This window comes from Halorussus lipolyticus (genome assembly GCF_029338375.1).
Taxonomy (GTDB): domain Archaea; phylum Halobacteriota; class Halobacteria; order Halobacteriales; family Haladaptataceae; genus Halorussus; species Halorussus lipolyticus.
Genome location: NZ_CP119804.1, coordinates 1,030,631 through 1,047,654, shown reverse-complemented (window position 1 = coordinate 1,047,654; position 17,024 = coordinate 1,030,631). Strand labels below are relative to the sequence as shown.

The 17,024-nt window shown below is 63.1% G+C and carries 18 protein-coding genes and 1 tRNA gene; 3 read left to right on the top strand and 16 right to left on the bottom strand.

Annotation, left to right across the window (positions count from 1 at the left end):
* Positions 1–144: 144 nt before the first annotated feature.
* The 14 genes from P2T57_RS05320 to P2T57_RS05255 all read right to left on the bottom strand — a co-directional run bounded on the left by P2T57_RS05320 (position 145) and on the right by P2T57_RS05255 (position 13,802).
* A complete protein-coding gene (locus P2T57_RS05320) occupies positions 145–1,929 on the bottom strand; it encodes a type II/IV secretion system ATPase subunit (RefSeq protein ID WP_276301448.1) in 1,785 nt (594 codons plus the stop codon).
* Between the two features lie 13 nt (positions 1,930–1,942).
* The gene (arlH, locus tag P2T57_RS05315) at positions 1,943–2,704 is read right to left on the bottom strand and encodes an archaellum protein ArlH (RefSeq protein WP_276301447.1); all 762 of its coding nucleotides are present in this window, start codon (positions 2,702–2,704) and stop codon (positions 1,943–1,945) included.
* The gene (gene arlG, locus P2T57_RS05310) at positions 2,701–3,159 is read right to left on the bottom strand and encodes an archaellum stator protein ArlG (RefSeq protein WP_276301446.1); all 459 of its coding nucleotides are present in this window, start codon (positions 3,157–3,159) and stop codon (positions 2,701–2,703) included. Before arlG ends, arlH begins: the two co-directional genes overlap by 4 nt.
* Positions 3,160–3,609 (bottom strand): archaellum stator protein ArlF, encoded by a 450-nt coding sequence (arlF, locus tag P2T57_RS05305; RefSeq protein WP_276301445.1) that lies wholly within the window; start codon positions 3,607–3,609, stop codon positions 3,160–3,162.
* Positions 3,593–5,110, bottom strand: a complete 1,518-nt coding sequence (locus tag P2T57_RS05300) for a FlaD/FlaE family flagellar protein (protein ID WP_276301444.1) — start codon at positions 5,108–5,110, stop codon at positions 3,593–3,595. The genes arlF and P2T57_RS05300 overlap by 17 nt, the downstream gene beginning before the upstream one ends.
* A 119-nt stretch (positions 5,111–5,229) precedes the next feature.
* Entirely contained in the window at positions 5,230–6,057 is an 828-nt protein-coding gene (locus P2T57_RS05295) for a CheR family methyltransferase (RefSeq protein WP_276301443.1), read from the bottom strand.
* A complete protein-coding gene (locus P2T57_RS05290) occupies positions 6,054–6,563 on the bottom strand; it encodes a chemotaxis protein CheD (protein WP_276301442.1) in 510 nt (169 codons plus the stop codon). Before P2T57_RS05290 ends, P2T57_RS05295 begins: the two co-directional genes overlap by 4 nt.
* Positions 6,564–6,565: 2 nt before the next feature.
* Entirely contained in the window at positions 6,566–7,738 is a 1,173-nt protein-coding gene (locus P2T57_RS05285; RefSeq protein ID WP_276301441.1) for a chemotaxis protein CheC, read from the bottom strand.
* 22 nt (positions 7,739–7,760) lie between these two features.
* On the bottom strand, positions 7,761–8,375 hold the full coding sequence (locus P2T57_RS05280) for a chemotaxis protein CheC (RefSeq protein ID WP_276301440.1): 615 nt from the start codon (positions 8,373–8,375) through the stop codon (positions 7,761–7,763).
* A gap of 2 nt (positions 8,376–8,377) precedes the next feature.
* Positions 8,378–10,567 carry a chemotaxis protein CheA gene (locus P2T57_RS05275; protein WP_276301439.1) on the bottom strand — a complete coding sequence of 730 codons (2,190 nt, stop codon included), beginning with the start codon at positions 10,565–10,567 and terminating at the stop codon, positions 8,378–8,380.
* A gap of 6 nt (positions 10,568–10,573) precedes the next feature.
* A complete protein-coding gene (locus tag P2T57_RS05270) occupies positions 10,574–11,611 on the bottom strand; it encodes a protein-glutamate methylesterase/protein-glutamine glutaminase (RefSeq protein WP_276301438.1) in 1,038 nt (345 codons plus the stop codon).
* The gene (gene cheY / locus P2T57_RS05265; RefSeq protein WP_276301437.1) at positions 11,608–11,970 is read right to left on the bottom strand and encodes a chemotaxis protein CheY; all 363 of its coding nucleotides are present in this window, start codon (positions 11,968–11,970) and stop codon (positions 11,608–11,610) included. The genes P2T57_RS05270 and cheY overlap by 4 nt, the downstream gene beginning before the upstream one ends.
* 111 nt (positions 11,971–12,081) lie before the next feature.
* Entirely contained in the window at positions 12,082–12,615 is a 534-nt protein-coding gene (locus P2T57_RS05260) for a chemotaxis protein CheW (protein WP_276301436.1), read from the bottom strand.
* Between the two features lie 527 nt (positions 12,616–13,142).
* Complete coding sequence (locus tag P2T57_RS05255) at positions 13,143–13,802, bottom strand: DUF7500 family protein (protein WP_276301435.1); 660 nt, start codon at positions 13,800–13,802, stop codon at positions 13,143–13,145.
* Between the two features lie 269 nt (positions 13,803–14,071).
* Between P2T57_RS05255 and P2T57_RS05250 the strand changes: the two genes are divergently transcribed.
* From P2T57_RS05250 to P2T57_RS05240, 3 genes are all read left to right on the top strand, one after another.
* Positions 14,072–14,293 (top strand): TrmB family transcriptional regulator, encoded by a 222-nt coding sequence (locus P2T57_RS05250; RefSeq protein WP_276301434.1) that lies wholly within the window; start codon positions 14,072–14,074, stop codon positions 14,291–14,293.
* 276 nt (positions 14,294–14,569) lie between these two features.
* Positions 14,570–15,421 carry a ubiquinol-cytochrome c reductase iron-sulfur subunit gene (locus P2T57_RS05245; protein ID WP_276301433.1) on the top strand — a complete coding sequence of 284 codons (852 nt, stop codon included), beginning with the start codon at positions 14,570–14,572 and terminating at the stop codon, positions 15,419–15,421.
* Between the two features lie 147 nt (positions 15,422–15,568).
* A complete protein-coding gene (locus tag P2T57_RS05240; protein WP_276301432.1) occupies positions 15,569–15,778 on the top strand; it encodes a hypothetical protein in 210 nt (69 codons plus the stop codon).
* A 596-nt stretch (positions 15,779–16,374) separates the two neighbouring features.
* Here the strand turns inward: P2T57_RS05240 and P2T57_RS05235 are convergent.
* Positions 16,375–16,448: transfer RNA gene (locus tag P2T57_RS05235), tRNA-Thr, on the bottom strand.
* A gap of 35 nt (positions 16,449–16,483) precedes the next feature.
* Positions 16,484–16,969, bottom strand: a complete 486-nt coding sequence (locus P2T57_RS05230; protein WP_276302083.1) for a GNAT family N-acetyltransferase — start codon at positions 16,967–16,969, stop codon at positions 16,484–16,486.
* Between the last annotated feature and the right edge of the window lie 55 nt (positions 16,970–17,024).

Here is a 17,024-nt window from a genome sequence, read left to right as displayed (position 1 = left end):
TCTCCGATAGGGCGCATAAACCTTGGGTGAGTCACAAGTGTCTCCTCCGGGAGCGAACCCATCGAACCGTCGAAAGCGACCGTACGTCGTTTGGCCCGGACGACGGGAACATCGCTGGAACGCGAAAGAGCGTCGATACGCCCGCTAGTCGATGGACCGGTGGATGTCGAAGGGCAGTCCGTCCACGCCGTCGCGCTGGAAGGACTCGATGGTCTCGTTGACGTCGTGGTAGCCCAGAATGTTCTCCTCTATCATCCGCTCCATAATCTCGGCGCGGAAGTCGAGTTCGTTGTAGATGTCGCGGGTGTTCTCGTACCCCAGCAGGGTCGCAATCTGCTCCTCGAGGACGTAGGAGTTGTTCATGCCTTGGAAGACGATTTCGTCCTCCACGGGGTCCCAGTAGAACGACTGGCGGGTCACGACACCGCCCATCTCCTTGGAGTACCCCTCGATTTCCTGCACCGAGGTCACGCGACGAAGCACGTCGTCGCCCTGCTTGACTCGGTTCTGGAACAGCGCCACGTCGGCGTTGTCCATGAACGTCTCGGGGATGTTGATGGGGTCCCCGGTGAAACGCTGAATCATGGACACGATGTCGGACGCGTGGAAGGTCAGCATCACGGGGTGACCGGTCTGGGCGGCTTGGAACGCCATCCGACCCTCCTCGCCACGGACCTCACCCACGACGATGTAGTCCGGGCGCGAACGGAGCGCGGCCGCCACGAGGTCGAACATGTCCACGTCGGAACTGTCCTCGCCGCCGCCCTCACGAGTCAGTAGCTGTTGCCACGTGTCGTGAGGCGGCAGGACCTCGGCGGTGTCCTCCGCGGTGTAAATCTTCGAGTCCCGCGGGATGAACGACATGATACAGTTCAGGGTGGTGGTCTTCCCGGACGCCGTCTCCCCGACCACGAACACGGTCTGTTCGTTTTCGAGACAGAGCCAGAGGTACGCCGCAAGCTTGGGGCTGAGCGTCCCCCACTTGGTAATCTGGGCCACCGACAGGGGCGTGCCCTCGCCCTGACGGATGGTGAGGCTCGGCCCCTTCAGGCTCACGTCGTCGGAGTAGATGATGTTGATACGCGACCCGTCGGGCAGGGTCGAGTCCACGATGGGGTCGGAGTCCGACACCGGGTCCCCGATTCGCTCACCCATGTTTCGCAACCAGTTGTCGAACCTGTCGGGCGACCCGAAGTCCACGCTGGTCCCGAGCATGCCGAACGTGCCGTGGTCCACGTAGGTCTCGTGAGGACCGATGACGTGGATGTCCTCGTTCGCCGGGTCGCGCATGATGGGTTCCAGCGGGCCGAATCCCACGATGTCGCGGTTCAACCGATACCGGATGTTCTCGTAGGTCTGTTCGGACACCTCGTAGGTGCCGATGTTGGTGAAGTCCTTGACGACCCGCACGATGTCGTCGGTCGAGAACGTCCGCACGTTGTGCTTGAAGTCGTTGTACGAGACGTTCTTTATCCAGTTCAGAATCTGCTGGGCCGAGAGATTCTGGAGGTCAACGCCGCCACCGCCGGTCTCGCCGTCGTTGACCAGCACGGTATCGTCGAGTAGCTCCTCGATTCGGTCGTCGTACTCCCCCTCGTCTTGGGGCGCGGGCTTCTTGACGCTCTTTTCGAGAATCTCGCCCCGGACCTTGCCGAACAGCTCCTGTTCGGTGCCCGAAAGCTCGGGTTCGACCGCGTAGTACTCGGTGTCTTGGCCCACGTCGCCGTAGACGTGACAGTAGATGGGACCGCCGACGGGGTAGATGACGTTGGGTTTGTCGGCTTCCCACTCGTCGCTCGGCTCGTCGATGAGCCGCGGGAACTCCCCGGTGAACTGCTTGAACCGCTTCAGGTAGTCCCGGAGGTGGGGGCGTCGCATCGCCACTTCCCGAAGGTCGTCCTGAATCTGTGCGGTCCCGTGCTCTGTCATGGTGGAGACTCAGTTAGGCGACGCTACGGCTTTCGATGACGATTCCGGCGTCGGCCCGCACCGAGAACCCGATGGTGTCGCCGACCTGTTCGCCCATGCCGGCGAATCGCTTGACCGAGATGTTCCGGCGCACGTCGTTGCCGACTTCGACCATCTGGAGTTCCATGAACACGTCGGCGATGGCCCGGAACGGTCCGATTGCTTCCTCGTCCACGGTCGAGGGGTCCACCGTGAGGACGATGACCTGTCCCGCCGAGACCAAATCACGGAAGAACGAGATGATTTCGAGCGCGGCTTGGCGCTCCTCGTTCTGGCGAATCAGGGCCTCGAACTTGGGGTCGTTACGCAGGATGGCGTCGAACGTGTCGATGACGATGACGTCTGCCTGCCACATGGCCTCGGCGTTCATCAACCGGTTGAGGAGTTCCTTCCGATTACCCTCGTCGTCCTCGGCGGTGGTCAACCGGCCGCCGCCGGTGTCCACGTCGGCGTGGAGGAACAGCAGGCGTTCGTCTAACAGATGCTCCTCGACGCTGTAGGACAGCGAGTGCATCTGGTCGATGAACCCGCTGACGGTCAACTCCGTCGAGAGGAGCGTCACCGAGTGGCCCGTCTCGCAGAGGCCGTAGCTGAACCGCTGGCTCATCGCGGACTTTCCGGCCCCGTAGTCGCCCTCGATGAGGACGATGGACCCGCGGGGAATACCGCCGCCGAGTTCGTGATTCAGTCTGTCGTGGTCTTCCAGACCGAGGGAGTAGAGGTTATCTTGACTCATGGTTGGATTCTGAACCGCAGTACGTCACTATCGCCGTTCACGATGATTTTCACGCGGTGGTCGCCCGAACCGAGGGACTGTGGAATCTCCACTTTGGCGACGTTACCGCCTGCCCACGCCGAGCCGTCCACGACCGAGACGGTTACGTCCGGTTGATATTTTCCGTCTACCAGCACTTCAATTTGGTCACTCTCGGCGTCGAGTGTTCGTGACCCGGTGTTTTTCACCAGTACCGTAATCATCCCGTCGCCACCGCTTTCCTGATAGATGGCGCTACTACCGGCGTCGCTGATGATAGAGATGTCTGTGCGAATGTCTCCGCTCACGTCCACGCTCCGGTCGCCCAACGCCGAGGAGAGTCGCTGGACGCCCTGCGTGAACGTCCCGGCGACGCTGGCGGCGACGATGAGACTGGCGATGAACAGGATGAGGTGGGAACTGGAGACGCTCGCCACTCAGACCACCTCCGTCCCGGCCACGCCCGTCCCGGTCACGACTTTCACCCGCGAGGGGTCGGCACCGACCGCGATTTCGACGCGGAGCGTCTCACCCGGAAGCCAGAGGTCGGTATCGCCGTTTCCGTTCACTTCCAACGTCACCATTTTGTTGCTCGTTGGTTTGATGTAATTTCCATCTATAAGAATGTCGGTGTCATTCACCGACAGCGGTTCGGACCCAGTGTTGTTGACCGAGGTGTTCAGGTACAACTGCCCGCCCTGATTGGCGACGTTGGTACTGTCGAACGCGATGTCCGTGTTCTGGCGGGCCAGCGCCTCGTCGGCGTCCTCCTCGTAGGCCCCGTGGACCTGATCGAACCCGTTACTCGCCGCGGTGTACGCGACACCGAAGCTGATGAACATCCCGAGGAACAGGATTGCAGTCGCCCCGCTAACGCTGAATCCCATCGCGCCCACCTCGAATCTGCGCACAGTGTTCGACGATCTTCCGCTGGACCGCGTCGCCGGTCAGCTGGCTCAGGAAGGTGAGGCTCTGGATGTGGTCGTCGATTTCGAGTGACGCGGGACCGGTCTCCTCGGTATCGACCGTCTCCACGTCTGCGAACCCACTCACGAACGCCAGAAGCTCCTCCTCGACCGACTCGCTGATCCAACCGATGTCGCTGTAGTACTCGATGGAGCGCACCGCGTCCTCGGGACCGAACTCCTCGACGAGGAACTCGAGCCACTCCATCACCACGAGGTCCGAGACGTACCCGCTGGGTAGCTCTGCGAGGTAGGGCTTTCTGCCCCGACCGTTCGACCCGGCAGTCGTCGCGGGCTGAGTCTCGGACGGCTCCTCGAACTCGAAGTCGCCGTCTGCCGGTTCCTCTACCTCGGGTTCGGGGTCGGCTTCGAGGGTCGGCTCTGGCTCCGGTTCGGGGTCGGGTTGAGCGCCCTCGGGTGCGCCCTCCTCCTCGGCCCAGTCGGCCTCGCCGGACTCGTACTCCTCTTTGAGTTCCGCGAACGTCGAACCGCCCGCCTGTCCGCCGTCGTCTTCGTCGGCCTCGTCGTCCATGCCGTCCATGTCGTCCGCGAGGCCGTCGCCCATTCCTTCGTCGGGCGAGTCGAAGCCGAGGTCGTCGGCCGCGTCGTCCTCGAAGCCATCGTCCTCGAAGTCGTCGTCTTCGAGGTCGTCGCCGAACTCGTCGTCCATGCCGCCCATCTCGTCGCCTGCGTCGTCTTCGAGGTCGGTCTCGTCCTCGAATTCGTCTTCTTCCTCCTCGTCGAAGTCGTCGTCGAAGAAGCTCTCGGCCTCGGCGTCGGCGATGTCCTCGTTGAGGTCTTCCTCCTCTTCCTCGTCTTCGTCCTCGTCAAAGAGGCCGAAGCCACCGTCGCCGCCGGCACCACCGCCGCCTTCGCCGAAGGCTCCGCCGCCGCCACCCATGCCGCCCTGCTGAACGTCGTCCACGAAGGGATTGACACCGCGGGTGACCATCTCGTAGATTTCCAGTAGCTTTCGGACGTTCTCCTCGGTCTCGTCCACCTTGGAGCTAATCTGCTCGTTCTCGCTCCTGACAGTGCCGACCGTCGAGGAGATTTCGGCGACCTCGTTTTCGAGTTCGTCGATGCGGTTCTCTAGCTCTTGGGTCGGTCCCGAACCCCCTTCGCCGCCCATACCGAACTCGTCGTCGCCGCCGCCCCCGTCGGCCCAGTCGTCCATCCCGTCGTCCATCCCCATCCCGTCGTCCATGCCGCCGAAGTCGTCGTCCATCTCGCCGCCCATGTCGCCACCCATCCCGTCGTCGCCCATACCGTCACCAAAGAGGTCGTCATCGCCACCGTCGCCGGAGCCGTCGGCGTCGGCGCTCTCGCCCTCCTCTTCGTCCATGAAATCCATGATTCCCATGCCGACCATGCCCGTCCCGAGGAGGTGAACGAACTGGTCGCTGAGACCGATAAGTTTCATTATCGACAACAGCGAACTTCCGGCACATTAATCTTCCCCCTGAGTTATCAACTCTGATACTCCCCGTCAGACGAGCGTCAAATCGACACAGAGCGCCGCTGAGTCCCCTTTCACCCCACCTACTGCTGGATTGATATACTATCAGATTTTCGGTATATACGGAGTCTGCGGGCCACCGGTTCGAAGGCGGGTTTGAGCGTCTCGGGGAGGGTCTCGGTCTTGCCGATGACGAGATAGCCACCCTCGGCCAGCGACTTCGAGACCGTCTCCAGAATCGGCAGTTTGTGTTCGGCGTCGATGTAGATGAACAGGTTGCGACACACCACGAGGTCGAAGTTCGACTTGGGGTCGCCGTTGATGAGGTCGTGGCGCTCGAACGAGACCAGTTCCTTCACTGCGTCCGTAACCGAGAACCGAGTGTCGTCGCGCTCGACGTACCGCTCGTACTCGTCGAGGGGCGCGAGTTGCTCGCCGATGTCTGTCGTCCGCGTGTTCTGGTAGACGCCCCGGCGGGCCGCCGACAGAATCTCCTCGTCAATGTCCGTCGCGGTAATCTCGATGCTGGCGTCGTCCACCTCCGGGTCGTCCAGCGCGAGCATCGACAGCGAGTAGGGTTCCCGACCGTCCGAACACGCCGCGCTCCAGAGGCGCAGTCGGTCGCGCTCGTCGGAGAGACGCCGGAGGACCGAGCGCATCTCCTCCCAGACCTCGGGGTTCCGGAAGAAACTGGTGACGTTGACCGAGAAGGCATCGAGGAGGGCCTCCTGTTCGCTCTCGTCGTCGCTGAGCAGGTCGAGGTACTCGGCGTAGTCGTCGGCATCGGTCCGGCGCATCCGCGAGGACACCCGGCGGTCGAGGTACGAGTCGTCGTAGTAACTCGTTGCGAACCCGAGGTCGGATTCGACGTACTCCAGCAGTCGCTCGAAGGCTTCGTCGTCGGGCGTCACAGGTTCTCGACCCCCCGGTGGGCGCTGGTCACGGTCAGGGTCCACGTCTCGGGGACCAACTCCAGCGACCGGCCGTGGTCGCCGCCCACGTCCTCGGCGACGACGGGCACGTCGCAGTCGGCCAGCGTCTCTCTGGCGCGTTCGACGTTGCGCTGGCCGACGCCCTCGCTGACGCCCGAGAAGTCGAACATCCGGCTTCCGCCCGCGATTTTGGCCTCCAAGCGGTCGGCGTCGCCGCCCGCGTCCTCGACTTCGGCGACTAACCCCTCGACGCCGCGAGCCATCGACTTGGCCGGTTTGGCCTCGGCGTCGGAAGTCGCCTCGGGGAGCATGACGTGGGCCAGTCCGGCGATGCCCGAGGGCGGGTCGGCGACGGCGATGCCGACGCAGGAACCGAGACCGCTGGTGGTGAGTCGGGTGTCGCCGCTGGCGACTGCGAGTTCGGCGACCCCGACGCGGACTCGGCCGGGGTTGTCGTCTGTCGGGGATTGGTGTTCGGTCGTCATGCTCATAACGACCCTGCTTTCGTGGTTCGTTCGGCGGTCGCGTCGGGGTCCAAGTCGTCCAGCGCAGACTGGAGTCCGCTCTCGTCGGGGATGGCGTATATCTCGCAGTCGAACTCCCGGTCGTCGGCCCGGAGCGTGGCGTCGAACAGGAAGGCGAAGGCTTGGCGCTGGCCGAGGCGCGCGACGACCGATTGGGCCACCGCCCGGCCCATGTCGTGGACGAACTGTGGCGGCGAGATGTCGATGGTCGTGTCCAAGACGTTCGCCCATCCATCGATGAAACTACTCGTCATCACGTTGCCGATTTCCTTCATCGCCGACCGCTGTGGCCCCTCGAAGGATTCGACCTCGTCGGTGCCCGGCACGAGCGCGGTCACCACGTCGCGGGCCGACGCCTCGTCGAACAGGATGAGGATGTACCCGCCGAGGACGCCCTCGAATTCGAGGACGACCCCGACGTGCTGGCGGTCGGCCAACTCGCCGGGCACGGCCTCGACCGGGACGAAACTCAACTGGGTGATGTCCACGCCGGTATCGATGCCGGTCATCGCCGAGACGGTCTCGGAGGCCGTCTCCGCGCCGGTACGGGCCATCTCCCGGAGGGTCGTGAGTTTCTCGACGGGAATCTGGTCCTCGCCGCCCGTCAGCATCTCACGCAACGAATCATCATCGGGAAACATATGAAATTCTATGTCCAGCTCCTCGCCGACCGCGCTGACCTCGCTCCGGAAGACAAACGCCTGATTCCGGTCGAAGCCCACCTCGTCCAGCAGTTCTTCGCCCGACCCCTCGACGTACTCGGGCGGCGTGATGTCGATGGTGGTTTCGAGGTGGTCGGCCCATCCGCCGACGAACCCGCTGGTGACGACGTTTCCGACCTCCTCGACCGCGCTCTTGTCCAACCCCTCGCCGGGGAGGAGCGTGTCTAGCAATGTCTCCTCGGTCTCTGGCGAGAAGGTCAACAGGCTAGTGCCGTCGATGCCGCCCTCGAAGTCGATGGCGATGCCGACGCGCTCGTCGGCGCGAGCGAGGTCGTCGGCCGACGCCAGCGTGACCTCGGTCACGTCTACCGCGGTCTCGATGCCGGTCATCCCGGTGAGGTTCTCTGCGGCGCGCTGTGCGCCTTCTTGGGCGGTTCTGCTGAACGTTCCCAGCGATTCGATGTCCACGTTCATGTGTTGGGCCTCGGGAGTCCGCTCATATCTCTATCTGCTTCATCAGCGAGACGAGTTCTTCGAGTTCGGGGAAGGTGTAGACCTTGACCTCCACGTCGGCCTCGCGGGCGTGAACTCGGGAGTCGAACACCAGCGCCATGTCGTCGCGCCGGTTGCCGACGAGGTTGTCCACCATCTTCGACCCCGCGCCGTAGGTGAACTTTGGCGTCGAGATGTCGATGGTCGTGTTGAAGACGTTGGCCCATCCGTCGATGAACCCGCTCGTCATGATGTTGCCGATTTCTTGGACGGCCGACCGTTCCATGTCGCTGAATCCCTTCGAGGAGGGGTCGGCGCTTCCGGGGAGCATCCCCTGTGCGAGTTTCTTCGCACTGCTCGCGCTGAACAGGAACAGGATGTAGCCGTGGGGCGGTTCGACGAGTTCGATGTGGGTGCCGACCTGCTTCTCGTGGCCGACGTGGGTCTTGATGTCGTCGATTTCGAGGAAGTTGATTTTGGTAATCTCCATCTCGGTCTCCATCCCAGTCATCTGGTTGAGATGGCTGGCGACCGTGTTGGCTCCCTCCTTGGCCATTTGATTGAACAGGTTCAGTTTGCGAATGTCAACGTGCAAGTTTCTATCGTCACCTCGGCTCATACTTATAGGGTCTCCACGTCCAGAATCGTCACCACGTCGCCCTCACCGAGGACCGCGGCACCCGAGAGACCGGGGATGCCCGACAGGATGCCCTCGAACGGTTTGACGACGACCTCTTCCTGACGGCTCACCGCGTCGCAGTGGATGGCGACCTTCCGCTCGGACTCCTTGACGCGGACTAACATCCCGTCGCCGTTCCGCGTCTCGCCGGGGACGTTCAGCGCGTCGCCGAGGCGCACGAGGGGATACACCGTGTCGTCGTGAGTGACGACTTCCTCGCCCTCGACGGTCTGGACGTCCTCCATCCGGCGAATCTCGTCCACGTTCTTGATGGGGATGCCGTACTCCTCGTCGCCCGACTGGACGAACAGCACTTTCACGATAGCGACCGTGACGGGGAGCGAGAGGCTAATCGTCGTGCCCTCGCCGGGCGTGCTGTCGATGCCGATTTCGCCGTCGAGGCGCGAGACGGTATCCTGCACCACGTCCATCCCGACGCCCCGACCGCTCACGTCGGTCACTTCGTCGTTGGTCGAGAATCCGGCGTGGAAGATGAGTTTCTGGGCCTCCTCCTTGCTCAACTTCTCGGCCTCGTCGCGGGTCATGACGCCCTTCTCGACCGCCTTGGTCCGGATGGCGTCGGGGTCGATTCCCCCGCCGTCGTCCTCGACCTCGATGGTCACTCGGTCGCGCTCCCGGAAGCCGCGAAGCCGAATCGACCCTTCGCGGGGTTTGCCCGCTGATTCGCGCTCCTCGGGCGGTTCGATGCCGTGGTCCACCGCGTTTCGCAGAAGGTGCATCAGCGGGTCGCTGATTTCGTCCAAGATGGTGCGGTCCAACTCGATTTCGGTCCCCTCCATCTCGAAGTCGATTTTCTTCTCCTGCTCTCGGGCGAGGTCCCGGACGAGTCGCGGGAACTTGTTGACCACCTTCTTCAGGGGGACCAGTCGCATGTCCATCACGGTGTCCTGAAGACTGGAGGTAATCTTGTCCAACTCGTCTAAGTGGTCCTCGGCGCTGTCGATTTGGGCCTGCTCGACCGACCGCCGGAGTTTGATGCGACTCGTGACCAGTTGTTCGACCTGTCCGTGCAGGTCGTCTAACTGGTCCACGTCCACGCGAACCGACTGAATCTCCTCGACGCCGTCGGCCGCGGACCCGCCGGAGCCACCGCCGGACCCGCCGGTGTCGCCGGAACTGCCGGTGTCGGACGAACCGTCGGACCCGGCGGAACTACTCACGTCGCTCGCGGTGTCACTCCCGCCAGCGTCGTCCGCGTCTGCGCTCGCCGTGTCGGTCGTCTCGTCACTCTCGTCGCCGGACTCTCCGGCCCCGGAGTCGGCGGATTCGTCGGTCGCGTCGTCAGTGTCGCTCGCGTCTGCCGAACTGCCGCCGGCGGACGCGCCACCGGTCGCGTCGATAGCGTCCACGTCGAGCGCGGTGACTGTCCCGCCCTCGATTTTACCGACCGACGAGAGGACCGACTCGACCTCGCTGGCTCCGTCGGCCCCGACGAAGGCGTCGAACCCGTCGTCGTACTCGCCGTCGTTGATGGCATCGACTTCGGGGACCGTGCCGAGGAGGTCCACGTTCTCCTCGAACCCTTCGAGCGCGAACATCGCGTCCACGCCCTTCATCTGGGGGTCGCCCATGTCCACCGCGACGTGGAACAGGTCGCCGTCGGCGTTCGCCAGCGCGCCGGGGTCTGCCAACTCGTCCACCGGCACCGAATCGAGATTCCCGGAATCGGCGTCGCCCGCGTCGGCGTCTCCGGCCGAGTCGTCGCCCGCGTCCTCGGCGTCACCGCCGCTCGCGCCGCCGTTCTCGATGACGGCCCGTATTTCGGTGATGATGTCCTCGGGGTCGATGTCGGACTCGCCGTCGTCCTCGATTTGGCTCAGGGCCTTGTCGATTTCGTCCACGCCAGCGAACACGAGGTCCATGATTTCGGGCGTGACCTCCATCCGGCCCTGCCGAATCTCGTCCAGCAGGTCCTCGATGGCGTGGGCGAGGTCACTCTCGTCCTGAAAGCCCATCGCGCCGAAGTTGCCCTTCAGCGTGTGGGCGGTCCGGAAGATGGAATCCATCGCCTCCTCGTCTCCGGGGTCATCTTCGAGTTCGAGGAGTGAGTTGTTCAACTCCGTGACGTTCTCTTCGCTCTCGCGTATGAAGTCCTGTATGTAGTCTTCCATGTCTTTTCACCCGTTGTCTCGAATCGTGTCGAGAATCGCCTTGCCCATCTCGTCGGCCGAATGCACGTGGTCCACACACCCGGTCTCGATGGCTCTGGCCGGAATGCCGAACACCGAACTGCTCTCCTCGTCTTGGGCGAGGGTCGCGCCGCCGGCGTCCTTGATGGCCTTGATGCCTTCAGCACCGTCCGAACCCATCCCGGTGAGGACGACCCCCGTGAGGGGACCGCCTATCTTGTCGGCGGCCGTCTCCATCGTCACGTCGATGGCCGGACGCACGCCGTGAAGGGCCTCCTCTTGCTGGAGGCGCAGGCGGATACGACCCTTGCCGTATCCCGCGACTTCCATGTGGTAGTCGCCCTTCGCAACGACCGCCTCGCCGCCCGCGATTCGCATCCCGTCCTCGGCCTCTCGCACGTCGTACTCGCTCCGGCCGTCGAGTCGCTCGGCGAACCGGCCGGTGAATCCGTCGGGCATGTGCTGGACGACCAGCACGCGGAAATCCGCCTCGACGGGCAGACTCGACAGGACGCGCTCAACCACCCGAGGCCCACCAGTCGAGGCCCCGACGACGAGCGTCGGGTTCTCGACGTACCCGTGGTCGGCGTCGATGGAACCGGTCGTGGTGTCCACCTCGTCCACCGACGACGGGTCGGCCTGCGTGGCCGACTTGACCTTCTCGACCAGCGCCTCACCGTGGGCCGAGATTTCGGTCGAAACCTCGCCGCCGGGTTTGGCGAGGAAGTCCACCGCACCCTTCTCCAAGGCCTCGAAGGTCGCTTCTGCACCGTCCTCGGTGTGCGCCGACAGCATCAACACGGGCGTCGGATTCGTCGCCATTATCTCCTCGACGGCCTCGATGCCGTCCATGCGAGGCATCTCCACGTCCATCGTCACGACGTCGGGGTCGTGAGTCCGGACCGCCTCGACACCCTCCTCGCCGTCGTTGGCTTCGGCGACGACTTCGATGCCGCCGTCTTCGAGGATGTCGGAGATGACCGTCCGCATGAAGTGAGAGTCATCGACGACGACTGCCCGCGTCATGCTGAGATAACGTCCTCGATGGCGTCCATCACGCTCGGTTTCTGGAACGGTTTGGTGATGTATCCGTCAGCACCGGCCTTGATGGCCGCCTTCATCTTCTCTTCCTGTCCGATACTCGTACACATGATGATGTTGGCACCCGAGTCGGCCTCCTTGATTTCGGAAGTCGCCTCGATGCCGTCTCGAATCGGCATCACGATGTCCATCATCACGAGGTTCGGGTCGTGTTCCTCGTAGAGTTCGACGGCCTCGACGCCGTTCTCGGCCTCTGCCGCGATTTCGAACTCCTCTTCGAGAATCTCCCGGAGTAGATTCCGCATAAATTCCGAGTCGTCTACGATCAGCACGTTCTTAGCCATGCGATAGTCACCAATCGATTGATTTGAAACGGGGTGAAATAAATTCTCCCCTATAATTATCACTAACTGTACTCGTTCTGGCGCGGCCGAACGCCGAGTGAGCGAGCGCGGTCATTTCAGTTGGTCGATGATTGCGTCGATGTCGATCCAGACCACGAGGTCCAGTCCGTCGCCGTTTGGCTTGCGGATGATGCCCCGCGAGACCCGCTCCTGAATCCCGCGCGTGTCGAGGTCCGATAGCTCTTCCTCCTCGTCGATTTTGTCCTCGGGGTAGGTCGTGACCTCCAGCACCTCGTCCACCCGAATCCCGATTTTCTGCTTGTCGTCGGGCCGGTCGAGGACCAAGATGTTCTGCTCGTCTCGCTCGGGAGGTTCGCCCTCGATGCCGAGGAAGGTCCGGGGGTTGATGATGGCGGTTGTCTCCCCGCGAAGGTCCATCACGCCGTCGATGGAGTCGGGCGTCCGGGGGATTCGCGTGACCTTCTTTATCTCCACGATGCTGTCCACCTCGTCGATGTCGACCGCGCAGTAGTCCTCGCCGAGGCGGAACTCCACGACCTGTCGGGTCTCCACGTCGCGGACCTCGGGCGAGTCGGCCGAATCGGTTCCGTCACCGGGGTCGGCGTCGGTCTGTTCTACTTCCATACTGGTCTCTGATTCAATCATCGAACCCCAGAATATAAAACCCGTCCTCGTCTCTCGGAGATGATAATTGGACGAATCGCTCGACCATCGGGTTCAGTTGGGCCTCCTCGGCGTGAATCCGCCTGTGAGACCACCTGAGACGGCGGGCCGACTGCTCGGCCGGACGCGCTCGGTGGAACTTTCCACGGGGATGCGCCCGGCCGAACAGTCGCCGTGGGTGGGATGAAGGGGCCGGCCGGTCGCGGGTCGAAGACCCGTGGTCGTCTCTGCGGGCAACTATTTCCGCGCGGGCGGTGTCTCGCCGAACGGGGAGAGGCGATGGCTCGGAAGACGCGGTTTGTCTTCCGGTGCTGAGAGCGCGGAAATATCCCGCAGAGCGGCCGCGACCGGGCGGGGGCTTCAAGAGGCGTTCATCATCCGAATTCTCGTTGGCGCTGTCTCGGTGCAATACGCACATCCGGCACTCAAGCCCAACTATAGAATGCTAAAATATACCAGAATAAGTCCCTAATGAGTGAAAATATTGCCTAGACGTTCTCTGGCGGGAACACCATCCCGCGGTCGTCCTGCACCTTCTCCAGCAGGTCCGCGATGGTGTCGTCAGGCCCGAGGTCGTAGGACTCCAGAATCGCTTGCAGACACGACGGCGAGTAGCGCACTCGAACGTTCGACTCGGTGAGGAGTATCCCCAGCACGTCCTCGACTGCCGTCTCGGTGGTCAACTGTTGGGCGTACCACCGCAGGAGGCTGTCGAAGACCGTCCCCACGTCGTCGGAGAACATCTGTTGGTGGCTGATGGCGTCGTCGGACTTGGCCGTGACGTGGAAGCCGTAGCGCGCGCTGGTGCTGTCAAGGTCGTCTTCGAGCCACTCTTTGACCGCGCCCGAACTGACGCTTCCACCGCTCTCCGCGGACGGGACCGGTTGGGTGTCGGTTGGCGGCGCGTCACCGCGAACATCGTCGGTCTCGCGAGACTGCGTGTCGCCGCGGTCGGCCGCCGACACGTCCGGGCGGTCGTCGGTGCCGATGACGTAGCGGCCGCTATCGAGCGAGACGACGTTTTCCTCCTCTTCGATGTCGAGTTCCTCCGGCGCTAGCGCCCCGCCCTCGTCGGCGCTCGCCGTGTCGTCGGGCGTCAGCGCCGCCCGCTCCTCGGAGTCCCGACCGTCGTCCGGCATCGGACACATTGGGAGACGGTACCGTTCGGTTTCACATAAACCCACCGCCTACCTCACGGCCGAACCCCGCGCTCCGGTCGTTCGCCCCGGTATTTCGGACCCGCCTGCTCGCTCGGGTGTCAGTTTTTCCGCCGAGGAGACAACGACATCCTTCTGACACAGATAGTTTAGCGACAATTTTTGCGAGAATCGGGCTGTTATCCTAACGACCTGCGTCTTTTCGACGATTGTTGTAATAGGGATTTATTATCGTCGAACTACTGGCGTCTAACACCGAAATGAGCGTTCAACGACCGACGACATCCGCGAGAGAACTACCGACCGAACTCGACTCGCCGCGCGCCAAACTGGTCTACCTCTATCTCAGAGACGGTGCGGCCTCGATAGACGACTTGCAGACCGACCTCGAAGTCAAGAAGATAACGCTGTACAGCATCCTGCGGACGCTTCGAGAGCGAGAGTTAGTGGAGAAGCAGGGCGGCCGGTTCGCAGTCGCGTAAGTTCCGAGTCGCGTTCTATTCTTCGTCCTCTTCGGGGCAGAGCTGGTCGGGAGTGCGCTCGTAGCGAGGCGTCGCTACGAACTGCTCGATGCGCTCGCGTTCCTCGTCTGAGAGACCCATACCCGTTGACACTCACGGCAGGAGTAAAAAGACAGTGGCTACTGTCAGCTAATCCGAGAATCACCCCCGATAATCCTTTTGTCTCGCAGGCCGTCTCTATCCTCGTTGGGGGAAGTATGCTCACTGATAACGTTACTCAACTCGAGGAGGGAACCCGTGCCTGAAGACGACGACAAGTATCCGGAGGAGTCGGGCCGGCGTCGATTCGTGAAGGGCGTGGTCGGGAGCGCCTCGCTCGCAGGCATCGGTACCGCCGCCGCCGCGAGTATCAACTCCGCCACCGAACCGACCGGCGCGGGCGGTGGGATTACCCAGTACTTCGGCGTGGAGAACACCGCTGGACCGGCACCGCGAGCGATGCCCCAGATACCCGTCGAAGTCGATGACGACGGGTTTCTCAAGGGCATCTGGCCCGAACCGGAGACCGTCACGGAACAGGGTCGGGAGATAACCGTCTCCGAGATGGAGTTGGGCGGCATCACGTACACCAGCGAGTGGTTCCAGTACTGCGGTGGCCAGACGTACCCCGGCGTCAAACCCGACGCCGACCAAGACAACTTCTTACGGTACGCCTCCTCGCCGCCCTACGAGTGGCAACAGGAGGCCGTCGAACCCGGCGAGCAGGTCAACGTCGAACACTTCACGGACTACGAGACGTGGGGCAACGGTATCGGCACGAGCGGCATCGGCAAGCCAGCACTGGTGACGTGGCGCTCGCAGGACGTCCCGTCCAGCGGGACGATACCGGTCCAACTCATCCGGAGCGAGCGCATCCGGCGGATGTCCGACCGAGGAGACCAGTGGCTCTCGGCCAGTACCGAGGAGGGATTCCTCGCCAACATGAACAAGTGTACGCACTTCTGTTGCGTCCCCGGATTCAAGTCGCTCTCGGACAGCCAGCGGTTCGGTGCGGCCGACGAAATCTACTGCCAGTGCCACCAGTCGGTGTACGACCCCTTCAGCATCGTCAGGAGGTCGTTCGTCGCGCTTCCACGACCGGACGAATAGCGGGACGGTCCGACTGGGCGGCCCCGCCGGACTACCGCCTGCCCGCAGAGTTCGAGGACGCCGCCGACGCTTCTTTCGGGCGCTCGGCGAGTCGATTTCTCACAGTAGCAACAAACGTTTTATACTCCGGGTTTGCATCCACGAACGTTGAAACGAATGCTCTCCGCCGCCGTCGAGCGACTCAAGCGCCTGTTCGGGTCGTCGGCCTCCGGCCCCGACGACGGAGACGCCGACGCCCGCGACGAGGGTCCGGACCTCTACGAGTGTGAGGGGTGCGGGTCCGTCTTCATCTCCAAACCCGACGAGTGTTCGACCTGCGAGGACGACGATTTCTCGAACGTCGGCAAGTTCCAGTAGCCCCGTCGGCCTCGCGCACGCGGAAACTGGATAGCTCTCGTCCGGCAATGCTGATTTCGGTCGGTCCTCGGTCTCGACAGAAACAAATCTGTGTCTTTCGGAATCGAAAATATTCGTTATAGCAACCTAAATAATTCTCACGAGTTCAACGGAAAGAGCGAGTCGCGGCGACGCCGAGCGAGGAGAGTGCGCCCGGCGACGAACCGCAGTCGGGCAGGCGGGAGTCGTCAAGCGAGGACCGCCTTCGACGCGCCGCTGGCACGCGGTCAGGCAGGCGGTTCGTGACCGCCCGTCCGAGGCGTCGGAGCAGAGATATTTAAATCCGCATCGGCGTTGCAACCGTTTCGCTTTAAGTAGTTCCGGAGGGCACGCTGGGTCGTGTCACTCCCGACGCGAGTCGTGACTGTCGGGGTTCGAATCGCCACGAACTGATTCCGTCGCTGTCGAACGTGATAGTGATAGGAAGCCAGAGATGGGATTTGAACCGGAGCCAGACGGTCTCGCTCGGTCGTTGCACTCCCTGCGCGAACTGCGACTGGCAGGGTTCAAATCGCCACGAACTGCGTCCGTCGCTGTCGAACGTGACAGCGACAGGAAGCCAGGGGTGGGATTTGAACCCACGAACTCCCGATTACAAGTCGGGTGCTTGAACCGCCCAAGCTCCCCTGGCGCGCTCGAATCCCGTGACGCAGTGCCACGTTCTGGCTACTCCTTTGTGAGCGTATCGCTTTCGACCGATTTTTCCAATTCGACCCGGTGGGGAGCGTACCCGTGGCGTCGATAGAACCGCCGGGCGTCGTCGTTGTCGGCCATGACCTCCAGCGCGACAGCATCCGCACCCTGCTCGGCGAGGCGCTCCTCGGCGGCGTCGAGGAGGCCCGACCCGATACCCTCTCCTCGGCGCTCGGGTCTGACGTAGATGTTCCGGACGATGCCCCGAACCGCGTCTTGGTCGTAGCCGTCGGACTCGACGCCGTAGGTGACGAAGCCGACGATTTCGTCGTCTCGCTCGGCACGAGCGACCAGCAGTCCGCCGGCAACCGCGTTCTGCGCGATGGTCTCCCGAATCGTCGCGCGGTTCCGTTCGGCGACGAGGTGGGACCCGAACTCGCGCTGGCCGTCCGCGAGTTCGACCCAGAGGTCGGCCACGGCGTCAACGTCTCGGACGCTCCCGGATTCGATGGAGACCATCTCGGTAGAGACCACGCGCTCGGGCCGGATAAACGCCGGTTTCGGCTTCGGCCCC

What these genes read in the sequence shown, in the direction of transcription:
- P2T57_RS05280 (WP_276301440.1), bottom strand. Translation starts at nt 8,375, where the DNA reads ATGAGCCGAGGTGACGATAGAAACTTGCACGTTGACATTCGCAAACTG.
- P2T57_RS05270 (WP_276301438.1), bottom strand. Translation starts at nt 11,611, where the DNA reads ATGACGCGGGCAGTCGTCGTCGATGACTCTCACTTCATGCGGACGGTC.
- arlH (WP_276301447.1), bottom strand. Translation starts at nt 2,704, where the DNA reads ATGAGTCAAGATAACCTCTACTCCCTCGGTCTGGAAGACCACGACAGA.
- P2T57_RS05275 (WP_276301439.1), bottom strand. Translation starts at nt 10,567, where the DNA reads ATGGAAGACTACATACAGGACTTCATACGCGAGAGCGAAGAGAACGTC.
- P2T57_RS05290 (WP_276301442.1), bottom strand. Translation starts at nt 6,563, where the DNA reads ATGACGACCGAACACCAATCCCCGACAGACGACAACCCCGGCCGAGTC.
- P2T57_RS05250 (WP_276301434.1), top strand. Translation starts at nt 14,072, where the DNA reads ATGAGCGTTCAACGACCGACGACATCCGCGAGAGAACTACCGACCGAA.
- P2T57_RS05285 (WP_276301441.1), bottom strand. Translation starts at nt 7,738, where the DNA reads ATGAACGTGGACATCGAATCGCTGGGAACGTTCAGCAGAACCGCCCAA.
- cheY (WP_276301437.1), bottom strand. Translation starts at nt 11,970, where the DNA reads ATGGCTAAGAACGTGCTGATCGTAGACGACTCGGAATTTATGCGGAAT.
- P2T57_RS05255 (WP_276301435.1), bottom strand. Translation starts at nt 13,802, where the DNA reads ATGTGTCCGATGCCGGACGACGGTCGGGACTCCGAGGAGCGGGCGGCG.
- P2T57_RS05300 (WP_276301444.1), bottom strand. Translation starts at nt 5,110, where the DNA reads ATGAAACTTATCGGTCTCAGCGACCAGTTCGTTCACCTCCTCGGGACG.
- P2T57_RS05230 (WP_276302083.1), bottom strand. Translation starts at nt 16,969, where the DNA reads ATGGTCTCCATCGAATCCGGGAGCGTCCGAGACGTTGACGCCGTGGCC.
- P2T57_RS05320 (WP_276301448.1), bottom strand. Translation starts at nt 1,929, where the DNA reads ATGACAGAGCACGGGACCGCACAGATTCAGGACGACCTTCGGGAAGTG.
- P2T57_RS05260 (WP_276301436.1), bottom strand. Translation starts at nt 12,615, where the DNA reads ATGGAAGTAGAACAGACCGACGCCGACCCCGGTGACGGAACCGATTCG.
- arlF (WP_276301445.1), bottom strand. Translation starts at nt 3,609, where the DNA reads ATGGGATTCAGCGTTAGCGGGGCGACTGCAATCCTGTTCCTCGGGATG.